Annotated in this window: 16 protein-coding genes; 10 read left to right on the forward strand and 6 right to left on the reverse strand. The window is 59.1% G+C overall.

From position 1 onward, the window contains the following. Positions 1-7 precede the first annotated feature (7 nt). Positions 8-1,057, reverse strand: a complete 1,050-nt coding sequence (locus ACFC5L_RS12230; protein WP_375202652.1) for an SMP-30/gluconolactonase/LRE family protein — start codon at positions 1,055-1,057, stop codon at positions 8-10. A 231-nt stretch (positions 1,058-1,288) separates the two neighbouring features. Here ACFC5L_RS12230 and rpmE point away from each other — a divergent pair, with 231 nt between their 5' ends. Then, positions 1,289-1,513 carry a 50S ribosomal protein L31 gene (rpmE, locus tag ACFC5L_RS12235; protein ID WP_375202651.1) on the forward strand — a complete coding sequence of 75 codons (225 nt, stop codon included), beginning with the start codon at positions 1,289-1,291 and terminating at the stop codon, positions 1,511-1,513. 78 nt (positions 1,514-1,591) lie between these two features. Here rpmE and rcdA read toward each other — a convergent pair whose 3' ends face one another. Further along, entirely contained in the window at positions 1,592-2,107 is a 516-nt protein-coding gene (gene rcdA / locus ACFC5L_RS12240) for a protease adaptor protein RcdA (protein WP_375202650.1), read from the reverse strand. Positions 2,108-2,236: 129 nt separating this feature from the next. On the opposite strand from rcdA, the gene ACFC5L_RS12245 reads away from it, so the two are divergent. Further along, positions 2,237-2,989: a DUF429 domain-containing protein gene (locus ACFC5L_RS12245; protein ID WP_375202649.1), complete on the forward strand. Its 753-nt coding sequence runs from the start codon at positions 2,237-2,239 to the stop codon at positions 2,987-2,989. A 3-nt stretch (positions 2,990-2,992) separates the two neighbouring features. Here ACFC5L_RS12245 and ACFC5L_RS12250 read toward each other — a convergent pair whose 3' ends face one another. Continuing rightward, a complete protein-coding gene (locus ACFC5L_RS12250) occupies positions 2,993-3,952 on the reverse strand; it encodes a hypothetical protein (RefSeq protein WP_375202648.1) in 960 nt (319 codons plus the stop codon). Between the two features lie 27 nt (positions 3,953-3,979). Further along, positions 3,980-5,338: a hypothetical protein gene (locus ACFC5L_RS12255; protein WP_375202647.1), complete on the reverse strand. Its 1,359-nt coding sequence runs from the start codon at positions 5,336-5,338 to the stop codon at positions 3,980-3,982. 197 nt (positions 5,339-5,535) lie between these two features. Between ACFC5L_RS12255 and trmFO the strand changes: the two genes are divergently transcribed. The 6 genes from trmFO to ACFC5L_RS12285 all read left to right on the forward strand — a co-directional run bounded on the left by trmFO (position 5,536) and on the right by ACFC5L_RS12285 (position 11,494). Beyond that, a complete protein-coding gene (gene trmFO / locus ACFC5L_RS12260) occupies positions 5,536-6,939 on the forward strand; it encodes a methylenetetrahydrofolate--tRNA-(uracil(54)-C(5))-methyltransferase (FADH(2)-oxidizing) TrmFO (RefSeq protein ID WP_375202646.1) in 1,404 nt (467 codons plus the stop codon). A 247-nt stretch (positions 6,940-7,186) separates the two neighbouring features. Beyond that, positions 7,187-7,879, forward strand: a complete 693-nt coding sequence (locus ACFC5L_RS12265; protein ID WP_375202645.1) for a TetR/AcrR family transcriptional regulator — start codon at positions 7,187-7,189, stop codon at positions 7,877-7,879. Between the two features lie 32 nt (positions 7,880-7,911). Beyond that, the gene (locus ACFC5L_RS12270; protein ID WP_375202644.1) at positions 7,912-8,799 is read left to right on the forward strand and encodes a pirin family protein; all 888 of its coding nucleotides are present in this window, start codon (positions 7,912-7,914) and stop codon (positions 8,797-8,799) included. Between the two features lie 240 nt (positions 8,800-9,039). Next, the gene (locus ACFC5L_RS12275; RefSeq protein WP_375202643.1) at positions 9,040-9,453 is read left to right on the forward strand and encodes a hypothetical protein; all 414 of its coding nucleotides are present in this window, start codon (positions 9,040-9,042) and stop codon (positions 9,451-9,453) included. Between the two features lie 2 nt (positions 9,454-9,455). After that, complete coding sequence (locus ACFC5L_RS12280) at positions 9,456-11,021, forward strand: FAD-binding oxidoreductase (RefSeq protein ID WP_375202642.1); 1,566 nt, start codon at positions 9,456-9,458, stop codon at positions 11,019-11,021. Next, entirely contained in the window at positions 11,021-11,494 is a 474-nt protein-coding gene (locus ACFC5L_RS12285; RefSeq protein ID WP_375202641.1) for a c-type cytochrome, read from the forward strand. The genes ACFC5L_RS12280 and ACFC5L_RS12285 overlap by 1 nt, the downstream gene beginning before the upstream one ends. A 21-nt stretch (positions 11,495-11,515) precedes the next feature. Here the strand turns inward: ACFC5L_RS12285 and ACFC5L_RS12290 are convergent, their stop codons facing one another. Continuing rightward, a complete protein-coding gene (locus tag ACFC5L_RS12290; protein WP_375202640.1) occupies positions 11,516-14,434 on the reverse strand; it encodes an RICIN domain-containing protein in 2,919 nt (972 codons plus the stop codon). 346 nt (positions 14,435-14,780) lie between these two features. Between ACFC5L_RS12290 and ACFC5L_RS12295 the strand changes: the two genes are divergently transcribed. Next, positions 14,781-15,146, forward strand: coding sequence for a hypothetical protein (locus ACFC5L_RS12295; RefSeq protein ID WP_375202639.1), 366 nt, complete (start codon positions 14,781-14,783; stop codon positions 15,144-15,146). Positions 15,147-15,192: 46 nt separating this feature from the next. Here the strand turns inward: ACFC5L_RS12295 and ACFC5L_RS12300 are convergent, their stop codons facing one another. Then, entirely contained in the window at positions 15,193-15,387 is a 195-nt protein-coding gene (locus ACFC5L_RS12300) for a DUF1192 family protein (RefSeq protein WP_375202638.1), read from the reverse strand. A 112-nt stretch (positions 15,388-15,499) separates the two neighbouring features. Between ACFC5L_RS12300 and ACFC5L_RS12305 the strand changes: the two genes are divergently transcribed. Continuing rightward, the gene (locus ACFC5L_RS12305) at positions 15,500-16,495 is read left to right on the forward strand and encodes an NAD(P)H-quinone oxidoreductase (RefSeq protein WP_375202637.1); all 996 of its coding nucleotides are present in this window, start codon (positions 15,500-15,502) and stop codon (positions 16,493-16,495) included. Positions 16,496-16,646 lie beyond the last annotated feature (151 nt).

Here is a 16,646-nt window from a genome sequence, read left to right on the forward strand (position 1 = left end):
AAAAGGCTTATCGCGACGCCCTCGGCAATTCGCAGTAGAGGAATTTTTCCTCGTAAAGGGCGCCAATGAGAAGTTTGTTCTTCACCCGGGCGGCGACCGTAACAGCGGATTGTTCGCCGCCATCATTGCGGTAAACCGTATGGGCGGCGCCGTCGGGGGTCACTCTCAGGACTTCCGAGGGCGCAGTCGCGGCGGCGTCGCGCGCCAGCCGCGGCACGGCAAGGGGCTTTGGCAACGCCCCCACCCAGATCGCGCCCGCAGCGTCAATATTGATATTGTCGGGCGAGGCGCCGAGCAGAATAGTATTGGCGAGGGTCAAGGCGCTGCTTTCGGGATTGCGGTCAAAGACTTTCAGCGCGTTCGCCGCCGTCTCCGCGGCGTAAAGGGTCAATCCGTCTGCGGACAAGGCGAGCCCGTTGGCGAAGCGCAAACCCTCCGCCGCCACGCGCCAGACATCGCCATCCACGTAGAAGATCTCCCCCGAGCCAATATTCATGAGGAAATGCAGGTCTGCGACCGGCGCATTGCGGCCCGGACGCACATCATTAGTCACGTAAAACTGGCGCGGCCCCACCGCGACCACATTATTGGGACTGGTGAGGCGCCGCTCCCGGAACGTCTCCAGATGCTCAAGGTCGCCATTTGCAGCCACCTCATAAAGCTCCACCGCCTTCGCCGCCTCGTTCACGACGAACAAGCGCCGGGTGTCGCCCGCCTCGTAATAGCTGAGCCCGTAGGGACGGAACGCTTCGGGGACGCCGCCGGTGCGGTCGCGCCATCCGGCCGCGGAGAGCGGATCGTCAACATCGAAAACATGGATCGCGCCCCTGACTGTTGTCTTGTCGCCGTCCCCGCGCCGGTCGAGAGAGGAAATGAAGGCGCGGCTGCCCGCCTCGTCGACCTCAATATCTTCAGGGCCGGCGATGCCTGTCACCGGCTCACAGCGGGCGAGCGCCACCGGTTCGAGCGGGGCGAACTGGTTGAACTCATGCAGGCGAAGGCCCGCCGCTGCGCCAAAACCCAGGAGAACAGCAAGCAAAATCAACCAGTAACGCATCAAAACAGGGCCAATTGTGAGAACGGGTACAGGGGGCTTCTGGGGGACTTCCGGGGAACTTCAGGACCAAAAGACCTTACAAAACCATAACATTGCACCTGCGAAGAGGCCAGCACGGCTTTTTACCGCCGAGTTTGCGGTTTCGGGGCTTGCGAAGGGGGCGGACCCCGCGTATATGCCCCGCTCTCATTTCAACAATTCGCCGATTTGCCGCCCAGAGGACCCGCCGTCATGAAAAAAGACATCCATCCGGAGTACCACACGATCAAAGTCGTGATGACCGACGGCACCTCCTATGAGACCCGCTCCACCTATGGCGAGCCGGGCGCAACCTTGAACCTTGATATCGACCCGACCTCGCACCCGGCCTGGACCGGCGGTCCGGCGAAAGTCGGCGAGCGCGGCCGCGTGTCGAAATTCAACCAGAAGTTCGGCTCTTTCGGCCTTAAAAAATAAGCGTCGCCACAGCGCTAAAAGCAAAAGCGGGCTCTGGGGCCCGCTTTTTTTTGTGTCGCCAGTTTTGATGGGCTGAGCCTAGCGCCCGCCAAATGCTTTCATCAGCGCCCGCTGCTGCGCGGCGGCGTCGTTTTTATCGTCAGCGCTGGCGCCTTCGGTGAAAAGCTCCCGGTCGAGGCGGCTGATGCGGCTGTAAAGCTGGTGCGCCGCGTCGATCAGGCCGACAAGCCGTTCCGGCAGCCCCTCAGTCTTGAATTTCACCGACGCCGCTTCCGAGGGCGTCAACCGGTATTTGGCGTCGCTCGCCTCGCCCAGCACCATCTCGCCCTCGCGCACGGCGCGCAGGACCAGAAGCCAGGAGGCGATCTGCATCAATTGCGTGGTTAACCGCATGGAGGCGCCGGCATAGGCGAGCGCCACATCGCGGGACAGATGCTTCGACGCATCACGTCCTTCGCCATCGAGATAATTCGCGGTCTCCTCGACCAGCGCCATCCCCTCACGGAAAGTACGCGCAAACAGTTCCGATTGAACGAAACTCTCCGCGCCGCCCGCCCCGGCTTCTTCAGAGTCTTGAAAGCCCATAATTCTCATTCGTTCCGCTTTCTCTAGGATGCCGCCCCGAAAGGCGGCTGACAAGCGGGACTTCCCGCTTGCCCTTAATTCGTCGCCCCGCCATGACCGAAAGGACACGGGGGAAAGGCTCCTGGAGCAATGTGAGCAATGGCCATGCCAGCAACCATGAAGGGAAAAGGACGCCTTTCTGACGCCAAGAGGTGTGTTCTCGGCGTTGACGGCTGCCGCGCCGGCTGGGCGGTCGTCAGCATTAACCTTTATGACAATTCCGTCAGCGGATGGATCGTCCCCTCCTTTACAGAAGTTTTGAATCTCGAAAAGGCGGCGATGATGATCGTCGACATGCCCATCGGACTTTCTGACGACTCGCCGCGGGCGTGTGAAACAATGGCGCGCAAGCTGCTCAGCCCCTTGCGCCATGCAAGCGTCTTTTCCTCTCCCAAACGGCCCATGCTTTCCTTCACCCAATATGAAGAGGCCAACGCCTGGGGCAAACGTCATTGCGGTAAAGGGCTTTCGAAACAGGCATGGATGATCGCGCCGAAGATCCGTGAAATCGATGAAGTCATCACGGCCGCCGATCAGGCGCGTCTTGGCGAAGGCCATCCCGAAATCGCGTTCACACGGTTGAATGACGCAAAGCCCTGCACCTATCCGAAGCGCAAACCCGAAGGACAGGCGGAGCGGCGCGCGCTTCTAACACGCGCAGGCCTCTCCCAAGCTGAAGACATCTACCAGTCCTTGCGCACAGGCCATGGCGACAAAGCGATCGGCCGCGACGATGTTTACGACGCCGCCGCGCTCGCCCTCACCGCGAAAGCCCGTCTTGAAGGAAAGGCGCTGCGTCTTGGCGATGAGGCGCGCGACGCACGAGGCCTCGTCATGGAAATATGGGGGTGAAACCTATTCGCCGGTCTTGAGGCGGCGATAGATAATTGCTGAGAAGGCGAGCTGCGCGCCGTAGACCACCGCGTAGTAAAACACCGTCACCGCGAAATAGATGAACCCCATCAACGCTGCGATAATGGCGAAGGCGCCGCCGGCGCCGCCAAGCCCCATCAACAGCTCAATCACGGAACTGAAAAGCTCATAGACGATGCTGATAAGAATAATCATCAGGCCCATCAGGAACATGGCGCCGAGCACCGGCCAGAACTTTCCTTCTGTCAGTTTCAGCGAGCCAAACAGGATAAGCCGGTTTTCCGCCGCCGACCCTGCAATGAAGGGCTGTAGACGCACGCCGACGTAAATCAGCGGAATGAACGCAATGGCGAAGGCGTACATAAAGGTGCGCCAATAACTGAACATTCCGGAGGCATGCACCGCAGCGGCGTCCTCCGACCCGCTCTCGACAGCCGCCATCATCCCGGCGAACGCCGCGCCCGCCTCGCTAAGGTAAGACCCGATGCTGTTGCCGGTGATCGGCAGCGCAATCAGGAAGGCGACGCACCAGATCGCCAACGATATGAGGGCGGAAATAATCGACGCCCAGAAGACGCGCCAGGCGGGACCGTCCAACCGGACATGAATAAAGCCGGGACTTTCCTCCCCGAGCGCGACAAGGCGGAAGATCGACGCCATGACGCCGCAATAGATCAATCCGATCAGCACATAAAAAACGACGCCGAGCGCGACAACGGCGGACACCGGCATTTTGAAGATTTCTGAAAACCCCGGAAAGGTCTGGCTCTCATTTGCGCTCGACAGCACCTCGAAATCGAGGATCAGCGCGAAGTAACCGCCGGCAAGGAGAAGGCTGACCACAACCGGCGCCCAGCCAAGCCGCAGAACCGTTCCCCATCGCTTCAGACCAAACTGGAAGGCTTCATTGAGGACGTCCCCAACGGGAATGTTGTGCGACATATGGATACCCTCTCAAAAGCGGTTTTGTTACGCCGCTTCGCCTTCCCGGTACAGGCGGCCATACAGCCCCGCCGCCACGCCGAAAGAAAAGAACGACCAGAAGATATTTATGCCGATTTTCGTCAAGTTCCAGACCCAGACAAAGAATGGGCGCACCCATTCGGCGGCCTCTCCGCTGTTAACCAGTTTCGTTGAAACCGCGGTCGCATTATAAAGCAATGTCAGGACCTTCGGCAGCAACGCGCTTAACAGAAGCTGATTGATAACCAGGATCTGAATGAGCACGAGAAACAGCGTCAGCACCGTAACGATGACCCAAAGCCGGATGATGTTCCAGCCGCGCGTAATCGCCAGCGTATTTCCGAGCGCCAGCGATTTGTGACACACGGCGACGCCCGGATAGGGAAACAGGCGCAGGCTGAAATAGTTGACCACAAAAAACGCCGCCAACCCGAAAAAGATCAGCCGCCCTTCAGGTGAGCGCAGGAGAAAATCGATCGCATCACCCAGCCCGCTGAAATCGAAACTGGTGAATTGCGCCCCCGCCGCCGAAAGGACGCCCAAAAACGTGGCGTTGGTGCGAAACTCGTTCAGGACGACTTCGTCGAACAAGAAATAGGTGACAAGCATCAATCCCGCAGCGACGATGAACGTTGTAAGCGCCCGCAGCACTGTCCTGCCAATGGCTGGCGCCCTTGGACGGTTGTGAGGGGCGAAATGAAAAAACAATAACGCCCAGAATAACAGCGCGACCGGCAAGGCGCCGGAGAGCGGAATCGCGCGGTTATAGATCCACTCACGCCCGGCCGCCGCGATCTGATCGCTCGCCTTGTTGATTTCGATTGTATGAAGGCTGTCGGGATTCGGGAATGTCGCCAGTGTTTGCGACAAGGCTTCAGCGACATATTTCAGCGTATAATAACTCGCCGCCGCCAGCGGACCGAATACAAGAACGCCCACAAAGAAAAGCCCGAACAGGCTTGAAACGACGAAACGCACTTGATCGGGCCCGAATGGCGCGCGGACAAATCCCCGCGCCGGTTTCTCACCAAGCCCGGCGTAACGGATCAGCGGCGCCATGAAAGACGCCGTCAGCAGTGTTTGCGCGGCAAGGTTGGCGCCCATGATCATCCACATGGCGGCCGGATCGTTCTGAAACCCGGCGGCTGTATTCTGAACGACCAGGGTCTGCGCGTTGATAAAAGTCGGAACCTCGGAAAAGGTGATCAGCCGGCCGGCGATAACCGACAGCATCGCGAAAACGGCGGCCATGGTCGCCACCATGCTGAGGACCAACGGCAGCCAGGCGACGCGCGCAATTGTCTCAAGGCGGCGCCCGCCGAAATGAAGCGCCTCGCCCATGACAGAAAAAATACGCAATTCCATCCAGCGCCCGCCCTTTTACCCCGATTGGCCCCATAGCCGTTACGCGCGGCTTTCTCCTTCAGAGGCTAACCGGAAAAGGCCCGGAAATCCAATGGCGCGCGTTGCAGCATGCGCGCCCCGCGCAAATGCTCTTTTTACGCGCATTTTGTCCCAAAACCGGTTTCCACTTTTCCCAATGGGCTCTAGAAGCGCGGGCCATGAGCAATCAAGACATTATCCATATTATCGGCGCCGGCCTCGCCGGATCGGAAGCCGCCTGGCAGGCGGCGAACGCCGGCGCTGAGGTCATTCTCCACGAGATGCGCCCCCTCACCGGCACGGAAGCGCACCAGACCGACGGGTTTGCGGAGCTAGTCTGCTCCAATTCCTTCCGCTCCGACGACGCGGAAAACAACGCCGTCGGCCTTTTGCATGAAGAGATGCGGCGGGCGGGCTCGCTCATCATGCGCGAAGCCGACGCCAACAAAGTGCCCGCCGGCGGCGCCCTCGCCGTCGATCGTGACGCGTTTTCTGTGGGCGTGACGCGCGCCATCGAAGACCACCCGAATATCGAAATCCGCCGCGAGCTGATCGACGGCTTGCCACCTGAAGACTGGACCAATGTCATTATTGCAACGGGTCCGCTGACGGCGGCGCCCCTTGCAGAAGCAATCCTGTCGCTCACCGGCGAGGCCTCCCTCGCCTTCTTCGACGCCATTGCGCCGATTGTCTACAAAGAGAGCATTGATTTCGATGTCGCCTGGATGCAGTCGCGCTATGACAAAAAAGGTCCTGGCGGGGACGGCGCGGATTATGTCAATTGCCCTATGGATGAAGGTCAGTACACAGCGTTTTTGAACGCGCTGATCGCCGGCGAGAAAACCGACTTCAAGGAATGGGAAAAATCGACGCCCTATTTCGAAGGCTGCCTGCCGATCGAAGTGATGGCGGAGCGCGGTCCCGAAACGCTGCGCTACGGCCCCATGAAACCGGTCGGCCTCACCAATCCGCATACGGGCGTCAAGGCCCACGCCATTGTCCAGTTGCGTCAGGACAATGCGCTCGGCACGCTTTACAATATGGTCGGCTTTCAGACGAAACTGAAATATGGCGCACAGGCGGAAATCTTCCGCATGATCCCCGGCCTTGAAAAAGCGGAGTTCGCACGGCTGGGCGGCATTCACCGCAACACCTTTCTTAATTCCCCGCGCCTGCTTGACGGCTCGCTGAAACTCAGCGCCAGGCCGTCGCTGCGCTTTGCAGGTCAGATCACCGGCGTAGAGGGATACCTCGAAAGCGCCGCCATCGGCCTTCTCGCCGGGCGCTTCGCGGCCGCGGATTCGAAACGCATTCCAGTTTCCATGCCGCCGGCCACCACCGCCTTCGGCGCCCTGCTGGGCCACATAACCTGCGATCATATGACCGATGCTGGCAGCAGGACTTTTCAGCCCATGAACGTCAATTTTGGCCTGTTCCCGGAGATCGAGACCCCAAAAACCGACTCGGAAGGCAAACGGCTAAAGGGCAAGCAAAAGGGGTTTGCGCGCAAGCGAGCCCTGTCCGCACGGGCCCTTGCGGACCTGGAAGGCTGGCTCCGAAAAACAGCCTTAGCTGCTGAATAAAAAGAGTTTTTTCTTAATTAGCGTCACGAGTGGGCCGCGACGAGTCGCCCCGCCGCGGCCCCCCCGACGTGCAGCAGGGGGAGAACACCGCACAGCCGGGAAACTGATGAGTACCAGTTAGCCGCGATCTTCACCGACTTGTCTAGTACGCAGAAAACTGATTAGGTCAGGTGACCTAGAAACGGCGATTTAAGGGGGAGTTATGCCGTCGTCAACAGACCACGCCGAGAATCCGGCAAAAACTGGAATGGATTCCGCAAGTAATCACGACGCCGAGACTGAAAAGGCGCTGAATGCAATCCTCACTCATCTTAATGAACTGCGCGGAGCGAGGCCGACGGTTCAGATCGGCGACGGCAAGACCGACCGTACGCGCAACACTATCGGGAAGATCCTGAAGGCCGCCCATACCGTGTTCACGCAGAACGGCCATGCGGGGCTGTCCTTGCGGAAAGTGGCCGATGAAGCCGGCATCGCCGTGGGCAACCTCACCTATCACTTTCCCACCAAAAATTCCCTGATCGACGCCATGATGCGCGAGGCGCTCGCCGATTATGTGGAAGAGCACCTCTCCCAATTCGAGGCCGACCGCGACACGCCGCTCGATATTCTGCTCAATGTCGTCGAGTTTTATGTGCGCAACGCCCGCGAGAGTTATCAGTTTTTCTACCAGCTCTGGGGGTTCGCCGGCTCCGGCGAAGACGCGCGCGATATGGTGCGCGAACTTTACCGGCCCATCGGCCGATTCATTTTTTATCTTGTGCGCGCGGCCAATCCGAAACTGACCGACGCGCAAGTGCGCCAGGCGGTGCTGCAGATCTTCAGCCTCGAAGAAGGCTACAAGCTGTTCATCGGCATGGGGCCTGACTCATCGACGGCTATCCAGTCCGCGGAAAATGACATTCGCGTGATTACAAAACGCATCATTCAGGCCGCTTGATCACCGCGCCGGCAGCGCGCAAACTGACGGACATGACTGTCAGCATCATTATTGAACCGCGCACGCGCGATCTCGGCGGCTTCACGGTCGGACGCGTTCTCCCTTACGCCAAACGCCGCCAGGTTGGCCCGTTCATTTTCTTCGATGAAATGGGGCCGGCGGAATTCAAGCCCGGAACCGGCATCGATGTGCGCCCGCACCCGCATATCGGTCTCGCCACCGTCACCTATCTTTTTGACGGCGAGTTACGCCATCGCGACAACCTTGGCTTCGATCAGGTGATCCGCCCCGGCGACGTCAACTGGATGATCGCCGGCCGGGGCATTGTTCACTCTGAACGCACCGATGACGCGCCGCGTGAAAACGGCCAGACCATGCACGGCATTCAAAGCTGGTTCGCCCTGCCGGAAGAAGATGAGGAAACCGCGCCGGAGTTTCATCACCATCCCAAAGCGAGCCTGCCGGTGATTGAACGCCCGGGCCTGAAAATGCGGCTCATCGCCGGATCGGCCTTTGGCGAAACCTCGCCGGCGAAATGTTTTTCGCCGATGTTTTATCTCGGCGCCGAAGCCGATGCGGATGCGGCGATCCCGTTGCCTGAAGACTATGAAGAACGCGCAGTTTACATTTTAAGCGGCGCTGTTTCCGTTGATGGCGTTCGCCATGACCATGGGCGCATGATCGTGTTTGAACCCGGCGCCGCGCCGGAAATAACGGCGCTGGAAAAGTCACGCCTCATGCTGCTCGGCGGCGCGCCCATGAGCAAACGACATATCTGGTGGAACCTAGTTTCTTCCCGGCCGGAGCGCATCGAACAGGCGAAGGCGGACTGGACGTCTTCGGCGTCGCAAAATTTTCAAGGAACAGTCTTCACCCTGCCGCCGGATGAAACGGAACATATTCCGCTGCCTTCGGAATAAGGCGGCGCATGAACCTGATGCGCCCCTGAGCATCGCGCCCTTGGGCATCGCGCCCTTGGGCATGGCGCACTTGGGCATGGCGCCCTTGCGCAATCGTCCTAGTGCCTTACGCCTGCGGTCATTGACAGTTTTCCAAACCCGCCAATACTGGCAGGCATATAAATCGCGCATAAGAACAAGCGAGAGGGAGGGCGAAAGAAAGCCGCGTCAGCTTCAAAGCGAAGCGGCTTCGCGCAAGCAATGAAACGACGTCTCTTTCTGAAATCGTCCATGTCTTCCGTGCTCGCCGCGCCGACGCTTGCGCGCGCAAGCGCACCGCAAGTCCACATAAACGCCGGCGGGCGGATCTTTTACGACAAGCGCTTTTCACAAGCGCGAACGCTGGCCGGCCGCCTTGCCGCCCAATATTCAGGCGGGGGCGCCTTGACCCCAATCAATGGCGACGTCACCGCATTATGGGTCAATGAACTCAGGATCGCCGCCGCGCGAGGCCCGCTGGCCTTGAGCGGCGTGACAACGGAATCCTTTTATTTCTGCCTGCAAACCCTGCTTCAACCGCACGGCCTCCCGGTCGCGCAAATTGAGCGTGTCGGCCGCGACCTGCACGCCTGGGAAATCAGAACAGGCGTTGCAACTAAAGACGGGATGGTCTGAACATGACGGCACCTTTACCTGAAGGCGTTTCCGCCGAAGCGATGTCGAGCGCCATGGAGCGCTTCCGCCGCATTGTCGGCGATGAATGGGTGTTCATGGATGAAAACCTGGCGCCCTATGACGACCCCTACACGATCTCCAACAATGAAGACGACTATAAAGCCTACGCAGCCGTGGCGCCCCACTCTGTAGAGCAGGTGCAGGAAATCGTCCGTGTGGCGAATGAATATGGCGTGCCGCTCTGGCCTGTCTCGCGCGGCAAGAACTTCGCCTATGGCGGCGCGGCGCCGGTGATGTCGGGAACGATCGTTCTCGACTTGAATCGCATGAACCGCATACTCGAAGTGAATGAGGAGTTTGGCTACGCCCTCGTGGAGCCCGGCGTCAGCTATTTCGATCTTTACAACTACATTCAGGAAAAAGGTCTGAAACTCTGGATCGATGTGCCGGATCCCGGCTGGGGATCGGTCGTCGGCAACGCCCTCGATCACGGCATCGGCTACACGCCCTATGGCGATCACTTCGCCATGCAATGCGGCATGGAAGTCGTGCTTCCGAATGCTGAGGTGATCCGCACCGGCATGGGCGCCATGCCCGGCAACAATACCTGGCAGCTCTTCAAATATGGCTTCGGGCCCTATGTCGATGGCATGTTCTCGCAATCCAACTTCGGCATCGTGACGAAGATGGGCATCTGGTTGATGCCAGAACCTGCGGGCTACCGCCCCTATCTCATCACCTTCGAAAATGAAGACGACATTGAAACCGTCACGGAACGGTTGCGGCCCTTGAAGGTCAGCGGCGTGATCCAGAACGGCGCCACCGTGCGCAATCTCGTGCTCGACGCCGCGATCACCAAAACCAGAAGCGCCTATTATGACGGCGACGGACCGATCCCGCCCAGCGTCGCGAAGACCATCATGGCCGATCTTGATCTCGGCATGTGGAATTTTTGCGGCGCGCTATACGGGCCGCCGCCCTTGATGGACACCTTATGGACGGCGATCCGCGATAGTTTCGCCGATATTCCGGGCGTCAAATTCTATTTCCCCGAAGACCGGCGGCACAAATTCGATCTTCTCTTGCACCGCGCCGAAACCATGAAGGGCGTGCCGAAACTCACCGAGTTCAATTTCCTGAACTGGGCGGGCGGCGGCGGCCATGTGGGTTTCTCGCCGGTCTCGCCCATCACCGGCGCGGACGCCATCAAGCAATATCAGATGGTCTCCTCCCGGGTGCGCGAATATGGCTTTGACTATATGGGCCTTCTCGCGATCGGCTGGCGCGACCTCCATCACGTCACCGTCATCGTCTACGACAAGAAAAACCCGGATGAGCGCAAGAAGCTCGACGATCTCTTCAATGTGCTCGTCGATGAAGCGGCGGCGGAAGGTTACGGCGAATACCGCACCCATATTCGTTACATGGACCGCATCGCCCAGACCTATAACTGGAACAACGGCTCGCTCTGGAAAATGCACGACACGATCAAGGACGCGCTCGACCCCAAAGGCATTCTCGCGCCGGGTAAATCCGGCATCTGGGGCAGCAAGCGGAGGAAAGCCTAATGACCCGCACTCTCTCCTTCGCCGCCCTCGCCGGTCTCGTCTCTCTCGCCGTCTCATGCGGCGGCTCGGATGATGACAACGCCCGTGTCATCACGCCGGCGCCGGCGCCGTCATCTGAAACGGCGTCGCAACCGGCGGCTGACGCTGAGGCCGCAATGTCCGAATCCGAACCGGGGCGGACCGCTTTCGTCGCACCTGACGATCCGGCGCGGCCCGCCCTCACCGGCAAACAGATCTTCGACGCCCAGTGCTCTCACTGTCACATGGCAGGCGTTGAACATCCCGGCACGTTCCAGCTCAACGCAACGCGCGGCGCCGACTACGCCGTTCTCGAAGAGCGCGAGGATTTGACGGCGGATTATGTGAAATACATCGTCCGCAACGGCCTCAACGGCATGCCGCCGTTCAAGCCGACCGCCATCACGGATTCAGAACTCGATGAGCTGGCGGGATATCTCGGGACCGCGGAGTAATCACCGCCCGCTCTTTGGCTTCTAGTCGCCGAACAGCTCGAAGAGCTGCGACTGACGTCCGTCAACGCAGGTCGCCAGCTGTAACCTTGCGCCATCGGCGGTTGAACCGTTCTGCACCTCAAGGCATTTGCCGAGCCGGCCGAAGCGCAATCTGAAACCATTATTGACCGGCTCCAGGCGCCAAAGACGATCCACCTGCACGGTACAGGCCTGATGCAGGATCGCTGTTCCGTCACTGACATCCTGACCGGCGGGAAGCATGCATTTAGGGCCTGCCGGGGCGGCGGTGAAACTATGCGGCGCGATGATCAGGAAACTGTCTGCGCCTGCTGCATTCAACACCCATTTCTGCGCGCCTGTGCGGCAGGTCTGTTGCTCAATGGCGACGCCAAGCGCAACCGATTCCCCGGCAACGCCAACGCATTTTCCTGTCGACGCAACTCTGATCTGAATGCGCGCATTGGGTGCAGGGATCGTTGTCAGCCGCCGCAAGCCAACGGCGCTTTGTGTTTGACGCAAAGACGGTGCGAAATTCGCGTAACGCCGGGGCGCACGCCAGTTCGCCGGGCTCGACGGCCATTCCGGAACGGCAGCCACATAGAGCCGCGCCGGGAAAAGCTGGAACCGCCGCGCTTCATCGCCGCCGATTTCAATCGGACCGCGCACATTCAAGATATTGCCGACATCAACACGGGCGCCGCGGCTGAAGCCATAAGCGTCGATCTCGCCAACCGTCCATGAGGCGGCGAGCGAGCGGCCAAGTTCATCGAGAAATTTGCTGTTCGCTGAATCGGCGGAGTCATCGACGCCGGTCTTGAAGACGTTAAACAAGCTGTCGCGCGAGTCTTTCGATTCTTCATCATGTTCATAAAGCTGGAACGCGAGAACCAGAACGCCCTCAGGCGACAGGTCAAAACTCATCGGCTGCGACGAGAGCGTCACGGATTCGCCCGTATCCACATCCTCCAAAGGCTCCTGACGGTAATACTGGGTCGCATTGCTCGCGCCGTTCAGCGGGCTGGCGGAAAAGAAAAAGAACGGCTCGTCGGAATCGGACGACCTGTCCCATTGCGACTCAGCGTTGCATTTCAGCGTCTGCACATTGAGCGTGAACCGTTTCCAGCCCCTGCTGCGCTGTTCCTCAGTGAGACCGTTTGTGGTGGATGACAGCGAATATTGCAGATCATAGTCGCCGTCTTTCGCCGCATCGATATTCAACTTTTGGACGGCGCCATTCGCCGCTTCACTGAGCTGCGCATAAGACAATCTGACGGTCGTCTCTCCGACATAATCCGCCTCCCCGCTGATCAGCGGCAGGAAAGTTTCTTCCGGATCGGTGAAGATGCTGACGATGCTTTCGTAAATCTGCTCCCCAAGCGCCTCGAGCACTTCACCGCCATCGGCGGCGTCATTGATCAGGGTCAGCCAGGTTGGCCGCTGCGGGAACGGGCCGATCGTATAAACGTCATTATCGCCTTTTTCGAAATCATTATAGACGAGCAGCCGGTTAGAGCGCAGGCCCGCATCCTTGTCGGTCGGCATGTAGTCGAGTTTGAATTCCTTCGATCCGCCCGGATATTCAACACGCGCGCTGATGTCCGCATCCGTCCCGGCGCCCTGACTATCGGCTGTACGCAAACGCAATCGGATATAGTAACCATCCGACTCAGACCCCTGCACCGGATAGTCGCCGGCGGACAGGAACTGGAACGGCAATTTGTCGAAGTCTTCGAATTGTTGTTCGCGCTGAGCGACAGAGGAATTCATTCCCTGTTTGACTTCAGCCCAGAATTTTCCGTGACGCTGTTTCATGATAGCGTCCAGCACCGCCACCCACTGTGTCGTCGATTCAATCGCCAGAAATTTCGACGTTGCAAAGAGCCGGTCGGCATCTGAGCTGCAAGCGCGCGGCTGAATCTTCTGGCATGCTCCTGCTGACGGCGTCTCTTCATTACAGGCAACGCCGAGATTGGCGACAGCATTGCACTGCGCCAGCGACAACCAGCCATCCGTCCGGCCCGGGGCGAAATTACCTTCCGCAGTCGTTAAACCGCGCACATTGCCGCCAACTTTCGCCAGCCAGCTATTGTCCAGCGCGATGCCCGGCGGCGCGAGAACCAGCGCTTCTGCGCTGGCGCCTTCCAGCGAAATCTTTGTCGCCTGTCCGCCCCGGCAATAGCGGCGATAGGACTGACATTGCGGAGCTTCGGCGAAGGGCGTTAGCCCCGTGCAAACCTGCTCCATGACGGGGGCGATTTCCGGACGCCCGAAAAGGCTGCATTCAAACGAGACCTTGCCATGGCTGGCGGGCGCCGTTGTCGCGGGGAGTTCATAGGCGCCGCTGTAAAGCGTATGCTTTGCCCGGTCCGCCGCAAGCATCTCATGCCAGGCGCCTTTGCGTCGTTCAGGGTCATCGACCCAGTTTGAGTGCGAATAGAAATCCTGCACCGCATGAACGCTGACGCCTAAGATATTATACGCCGCCGCATGATCGTTATTGTCAGCCGCCCAGAACAACCCGGCCAGTGTGCCGGAACCATAGCGCACCCAGGTGCTTTCGATGCCCGCGGATGAAAACGTGTCGTCGAAGTGAAGTTTCGCCAGTTCGTCGAACTGCGCCAAACTTGCTTTCAGGCGCTTGTCGTAGCCGTCGGGCACGCCCTGCGCCCAGAAGATGGGGCTGTATAGATAAGCGTCGATAAAATCCGCATGCCAGGCGATGGCGGTCGCCGCTTCGCGGCTAAACCCGAGCCCCGGGAAAACCTGCTGCATCTCGTCTGCAGTGATGGCTCGGTCGCCGGCGAGCGCCCGGTAGGTGATGTCAAAGTGATGAAACGGACGCCCGCTCAACAAGTCTTCGCCGCTATAGGCGAAGGCTTTGCCAATCGTAAGGCTCAAGACAAAAGCAACCCCTGAAAGGGCGATTTTCGACAGTTTCATGCTTGCTCCCCCGCGCAAAAAGCTGAGGCGACGCTAGAGCATCTTCACGTTTTTACAATGCGAAATACCCGCCGCCGGGATGAGTGCTCATAGCGTGGAGACCCGCCCCACTCCGGTCTGCTTCGCCGGCGGCGCCAATAATCGCAAACGAGAGTGCAATCATTTCGACACTGCAACCAGAGGCAGGCCCCTGTTGCAGTCATGACCGAAATCTCAAGACGCTCGTTAAAATCCCTCAGACCATATTCGCGCGGCTTTTATCTTGATGGGCATAATGCAAACGGTCCGGCGCATTCAAAAAATGCGCAGGAAAGCTGTTGTTGCGCTGTAAAATGCGAGCCGATGTATGTCTGAGAGCCAGGCCCTGCCCAACGACGAAGAGATAAGTTGGTTCTGGGAAGAGATGGAAGCCGATGTTCGCGCGACGCTGTCGCCCGAGCAGAGAATCGCCATTGAAAAAGCAATGGCGAAATCCGCTGACGAGTCTCGGCCGGCGGATCTGAGGCTTTATCTCGGAAAATATTTTATCCGGATCATTGCGGGCAAGGAACGCCGCAACAAAAAACGCCTGAGACAGGATTTGAAGAAAAACCCCGTCTTCGCCAAAAGAAACCTTCCAGTGGCGATCCTGTTCTGGACCTTGTGGGTGTTCTCGGTGCTTTATGTGCTGGCGTTTATCTCGACCCTCGTTGAGAGTTTCCTGTTTAAATAAGAGCCAGCCGGGCGCTTCACGATAATTGGCGTGAGATGAACCCGCCTTAAAACTTGAACAGCTTTTCCGCTTCCGACCGGGTGTCCCCGCGATCTTTAAGCGCAGCTTCGCATCGCGCGACCTCCGCCTTCAGGGCGTCAATACGTTCTTCCAGATCGCCAACCGACATCCCGTAGAGATCCTGTTTCGCTAGAAAACCCAGCGTCATGTCGGGTTTTTCATTGAGCGGCTGATCGTCCATGACGGAACCTCCCTTTTGGCGCAGGCATAGGCGCTCTCTGGCGTTGCGGTCCGGCACTTTGCGAAATCATGGCGGTTAAGGCAAGAATGGCGGAAAACAGGGAGCGATTCTGATGGACGACGCCCTTCCCGCGACCATGCAGGCAATTGAAATCACCGAATTCGGCGGACCAGAGGTCCTGAAAATGACAGAGCGTCCGGTTCCGCGCCCGGACGGCAATGAGGTGCTGATCCGTGTTGCGGCGGCCGGCGTCAACCGGCCGGAAGTGCTTCAGCGTAAGGGTATGTATCCGCCGCCGCCGGGCGCCAGCGATTTGCCCGGCCTCGAATGCGCCGGTGAAGTCGCGGCTGTGGGCGCTGATGTCAAAAGCTGGAAACCGGGCGATCGCGTCTGCGCGCTTCTTACCGGTGGCGGCTATGCGCAATACGCCATCGCCGATGCAGGGTCGTGTTTGCCCGTTCCGGACAACATCTCCCTTGAAGACGCCGCCGGCCTTCCCGAAACCGTCTTTACCGTCTGGGCGAATATGTTCGACGACGCCCAACTCAAAAGCGGTGAGACCCTTCTCGTTCATGGCGGGACGAGCGGCATCGGCGTAACGGCAATCCAGCTTGGCAAAGCCTTCGGCGCAAAAGTCATCACCACTTGCGGGACGAAAGAAAAATGCGACGCCGCGCTGAAAATCGGCGCCGACGCCGCCTATCTCTACGATGACGACGATTGGGACGGAGAGATTGCAAAGTCCGGCGGCGCCGACGTAGTGCTCGACATGGCCGGCGGCGATTTCGTCAATCGCAATCTTTCCTGCCTCAATTTCGGCGGACGCCATGTCTCCATCGCCATGCTTCGCGGCGCGGAGGCGACAATCAATATCTTCGTGATCATGCAAAGGCGGCTTCGCCTCACCGGCTCCACCATGAAGTCGCGGCCCTTTGAGGAAAAAGCGCGCCTCGCCGCCGACATCCGGGCCATGGTCTGGCCCAAGCTCGAAAGCGGCGATTTCCGGCCGACAATCGACAGGGTCTTCCCTCTGGCCGACGCGGCGGAGGCGCATAAACGCATGGAATCCGGCGCTCACATGGGGAAAATTCTCCTCAAGGCTCCTTAATTGGAGGAGAGCTCCTTGGCGGAAGCCTCCAAACGGTTTATATGCCCCGCCAATCGCGTTTATCGCGTCGCTTTCCCCGAAAATCCGGCGGTTAGCGCGGCTTCCCCGAAGGGAGGCCGCCGCCGAAGGCTTTTTGGATAACTTTACGGAG

The sequence above is a fragment of the Hyphococcus sp. genome (assembly GCF_041986965.1).
Lineage (GTDB): Bacteria > Pseudomonadota > Alphaproteobacteria > Caulobacterales > Parvularculaceae > Hyphococcus.

What these genes read in the sequence shown, in the direction of transcription:
- ACFC5L_RS12230 (WP_375202652.1), bottom strand. Translation starts at nt 1,057, where the DNA reads ATGCGTTACTGGTTGATTTTGCTTGCTGTTCTCCTGGGTTTTGGCGCA.
- trmFO (WP_375202646.1), top strand. Translation starts at nt 5,536, where the DNA reads ATGAGCAATCAAGACATTATCCATATTATCGGCGCCGGCCTCGCCGGA.
- ACFC5L_RS12290 (WP_375202640.1), bottom strand. Translation starts at nt 14,434, where the DNA reads ATGAAACTGTCGAAAATCGCCCTTTCAGGGGTTGCTTTTGTCTTGAGC.
- ACFC5L_RS12270 (WP_375202644.1), top strand. Translation starts at nt 7,912, where the DNA reads ATGACTGTCAGCATCATTATTGAACCGCGCACGCGCGATCTCGGCGGC.
- ACFC5L_RS12295 (WP_375202639.1), top strand. Translation starts at nt 14,781, where the DNA reads ATGTCTGAGAGCCAGGCCCTGCCCAACGACGAAGAGATAAGTTGGTTC.
- ACFC5L_RS12305 (WP_375202637.1), top strand. Translation starts at nt 15,500, where the DNA reads ATGGACGACGCCCTTCCCGCGACCATGCAGGCAATTGAAATCACCGAA.
- ACFC5L_RS12250 (WP_375202648.1), bottom strand. Translation starts at nt 3,952, where the DNA reads ATGTCGCACAACATTCCCGTTGGGGACGTCCTCAATGAAGCCTTCCAG.
- ACFC5L_RS12285 (WP_375202641.1), top strand. Translation starts at nt 11,021, where the DNA reads ATGACCCGCACTCTCTCCTTCGCCGCCCTCGCCGGTCTCGTCTCTCTC.
- rcdA (WP_375202650.1), bottom strand. Translation starts at nt 2,107, where the DNA reads ATGAGAATTATGGGCTTTCAAGACTCTGAAGAAGCCGGGGCGGGCGGC.
- rpmE (WP_375202651.1), top strand. Translation starts at nt 1,289, where the DNA reads ATGAAAAAAGACATCCATCCGGAGTACCACACGATCAAAGTCGTGATG.
- ACFC5L_RS12265 (WP_375202645.1), top strand. Translation starts at nt 7,187, where the DNA reads ATGGATTCCGCAAGTAATCACGACGCCGAGACTGAAAAGGCGCTGAAT.
- ACFC5L_RS12275 (WP_375202643.1), top strand. Translation starts at nt 9,040, where the DNA reads ATGAAACGACGTCTCTTTCTGAAATCGTCCATGTCTTCCGTGCTCGCC.
- ACFC5L_RS12300 (WP_375202638.1), bottom strand. Translation starts at nt 15,387, where the DNA reads ATGGACGATCAGCCGCTCAATGAAAAACCCGACATGACGCTGGGTTTT.
- ACFC5L_RS12245 (WP_375202649.1), top strand. Translation starts at nt 2,237, where the DNA reads ATGGCCATGCCAGCAACCATGAAGGGAAAAGGACGCCTTTCTGACGCC.
- ACFC5L_RS12255 (WP_375202647.1), bottom strand. Translation starts at nt 5,338, where the DNA reads ATGGAATTGCGTATTTTTTCTGTCATGGGCGAGGCGCTTCATTTCGGC.
- ACFC5L_RS12280 (WP_375202642.1), top strand. Translation starts at nt 9,456, where the DNA reads ATGACGGCACCTTTACCTGAAGGCGTTTCCGCCGAAGCGATGTCGAGC.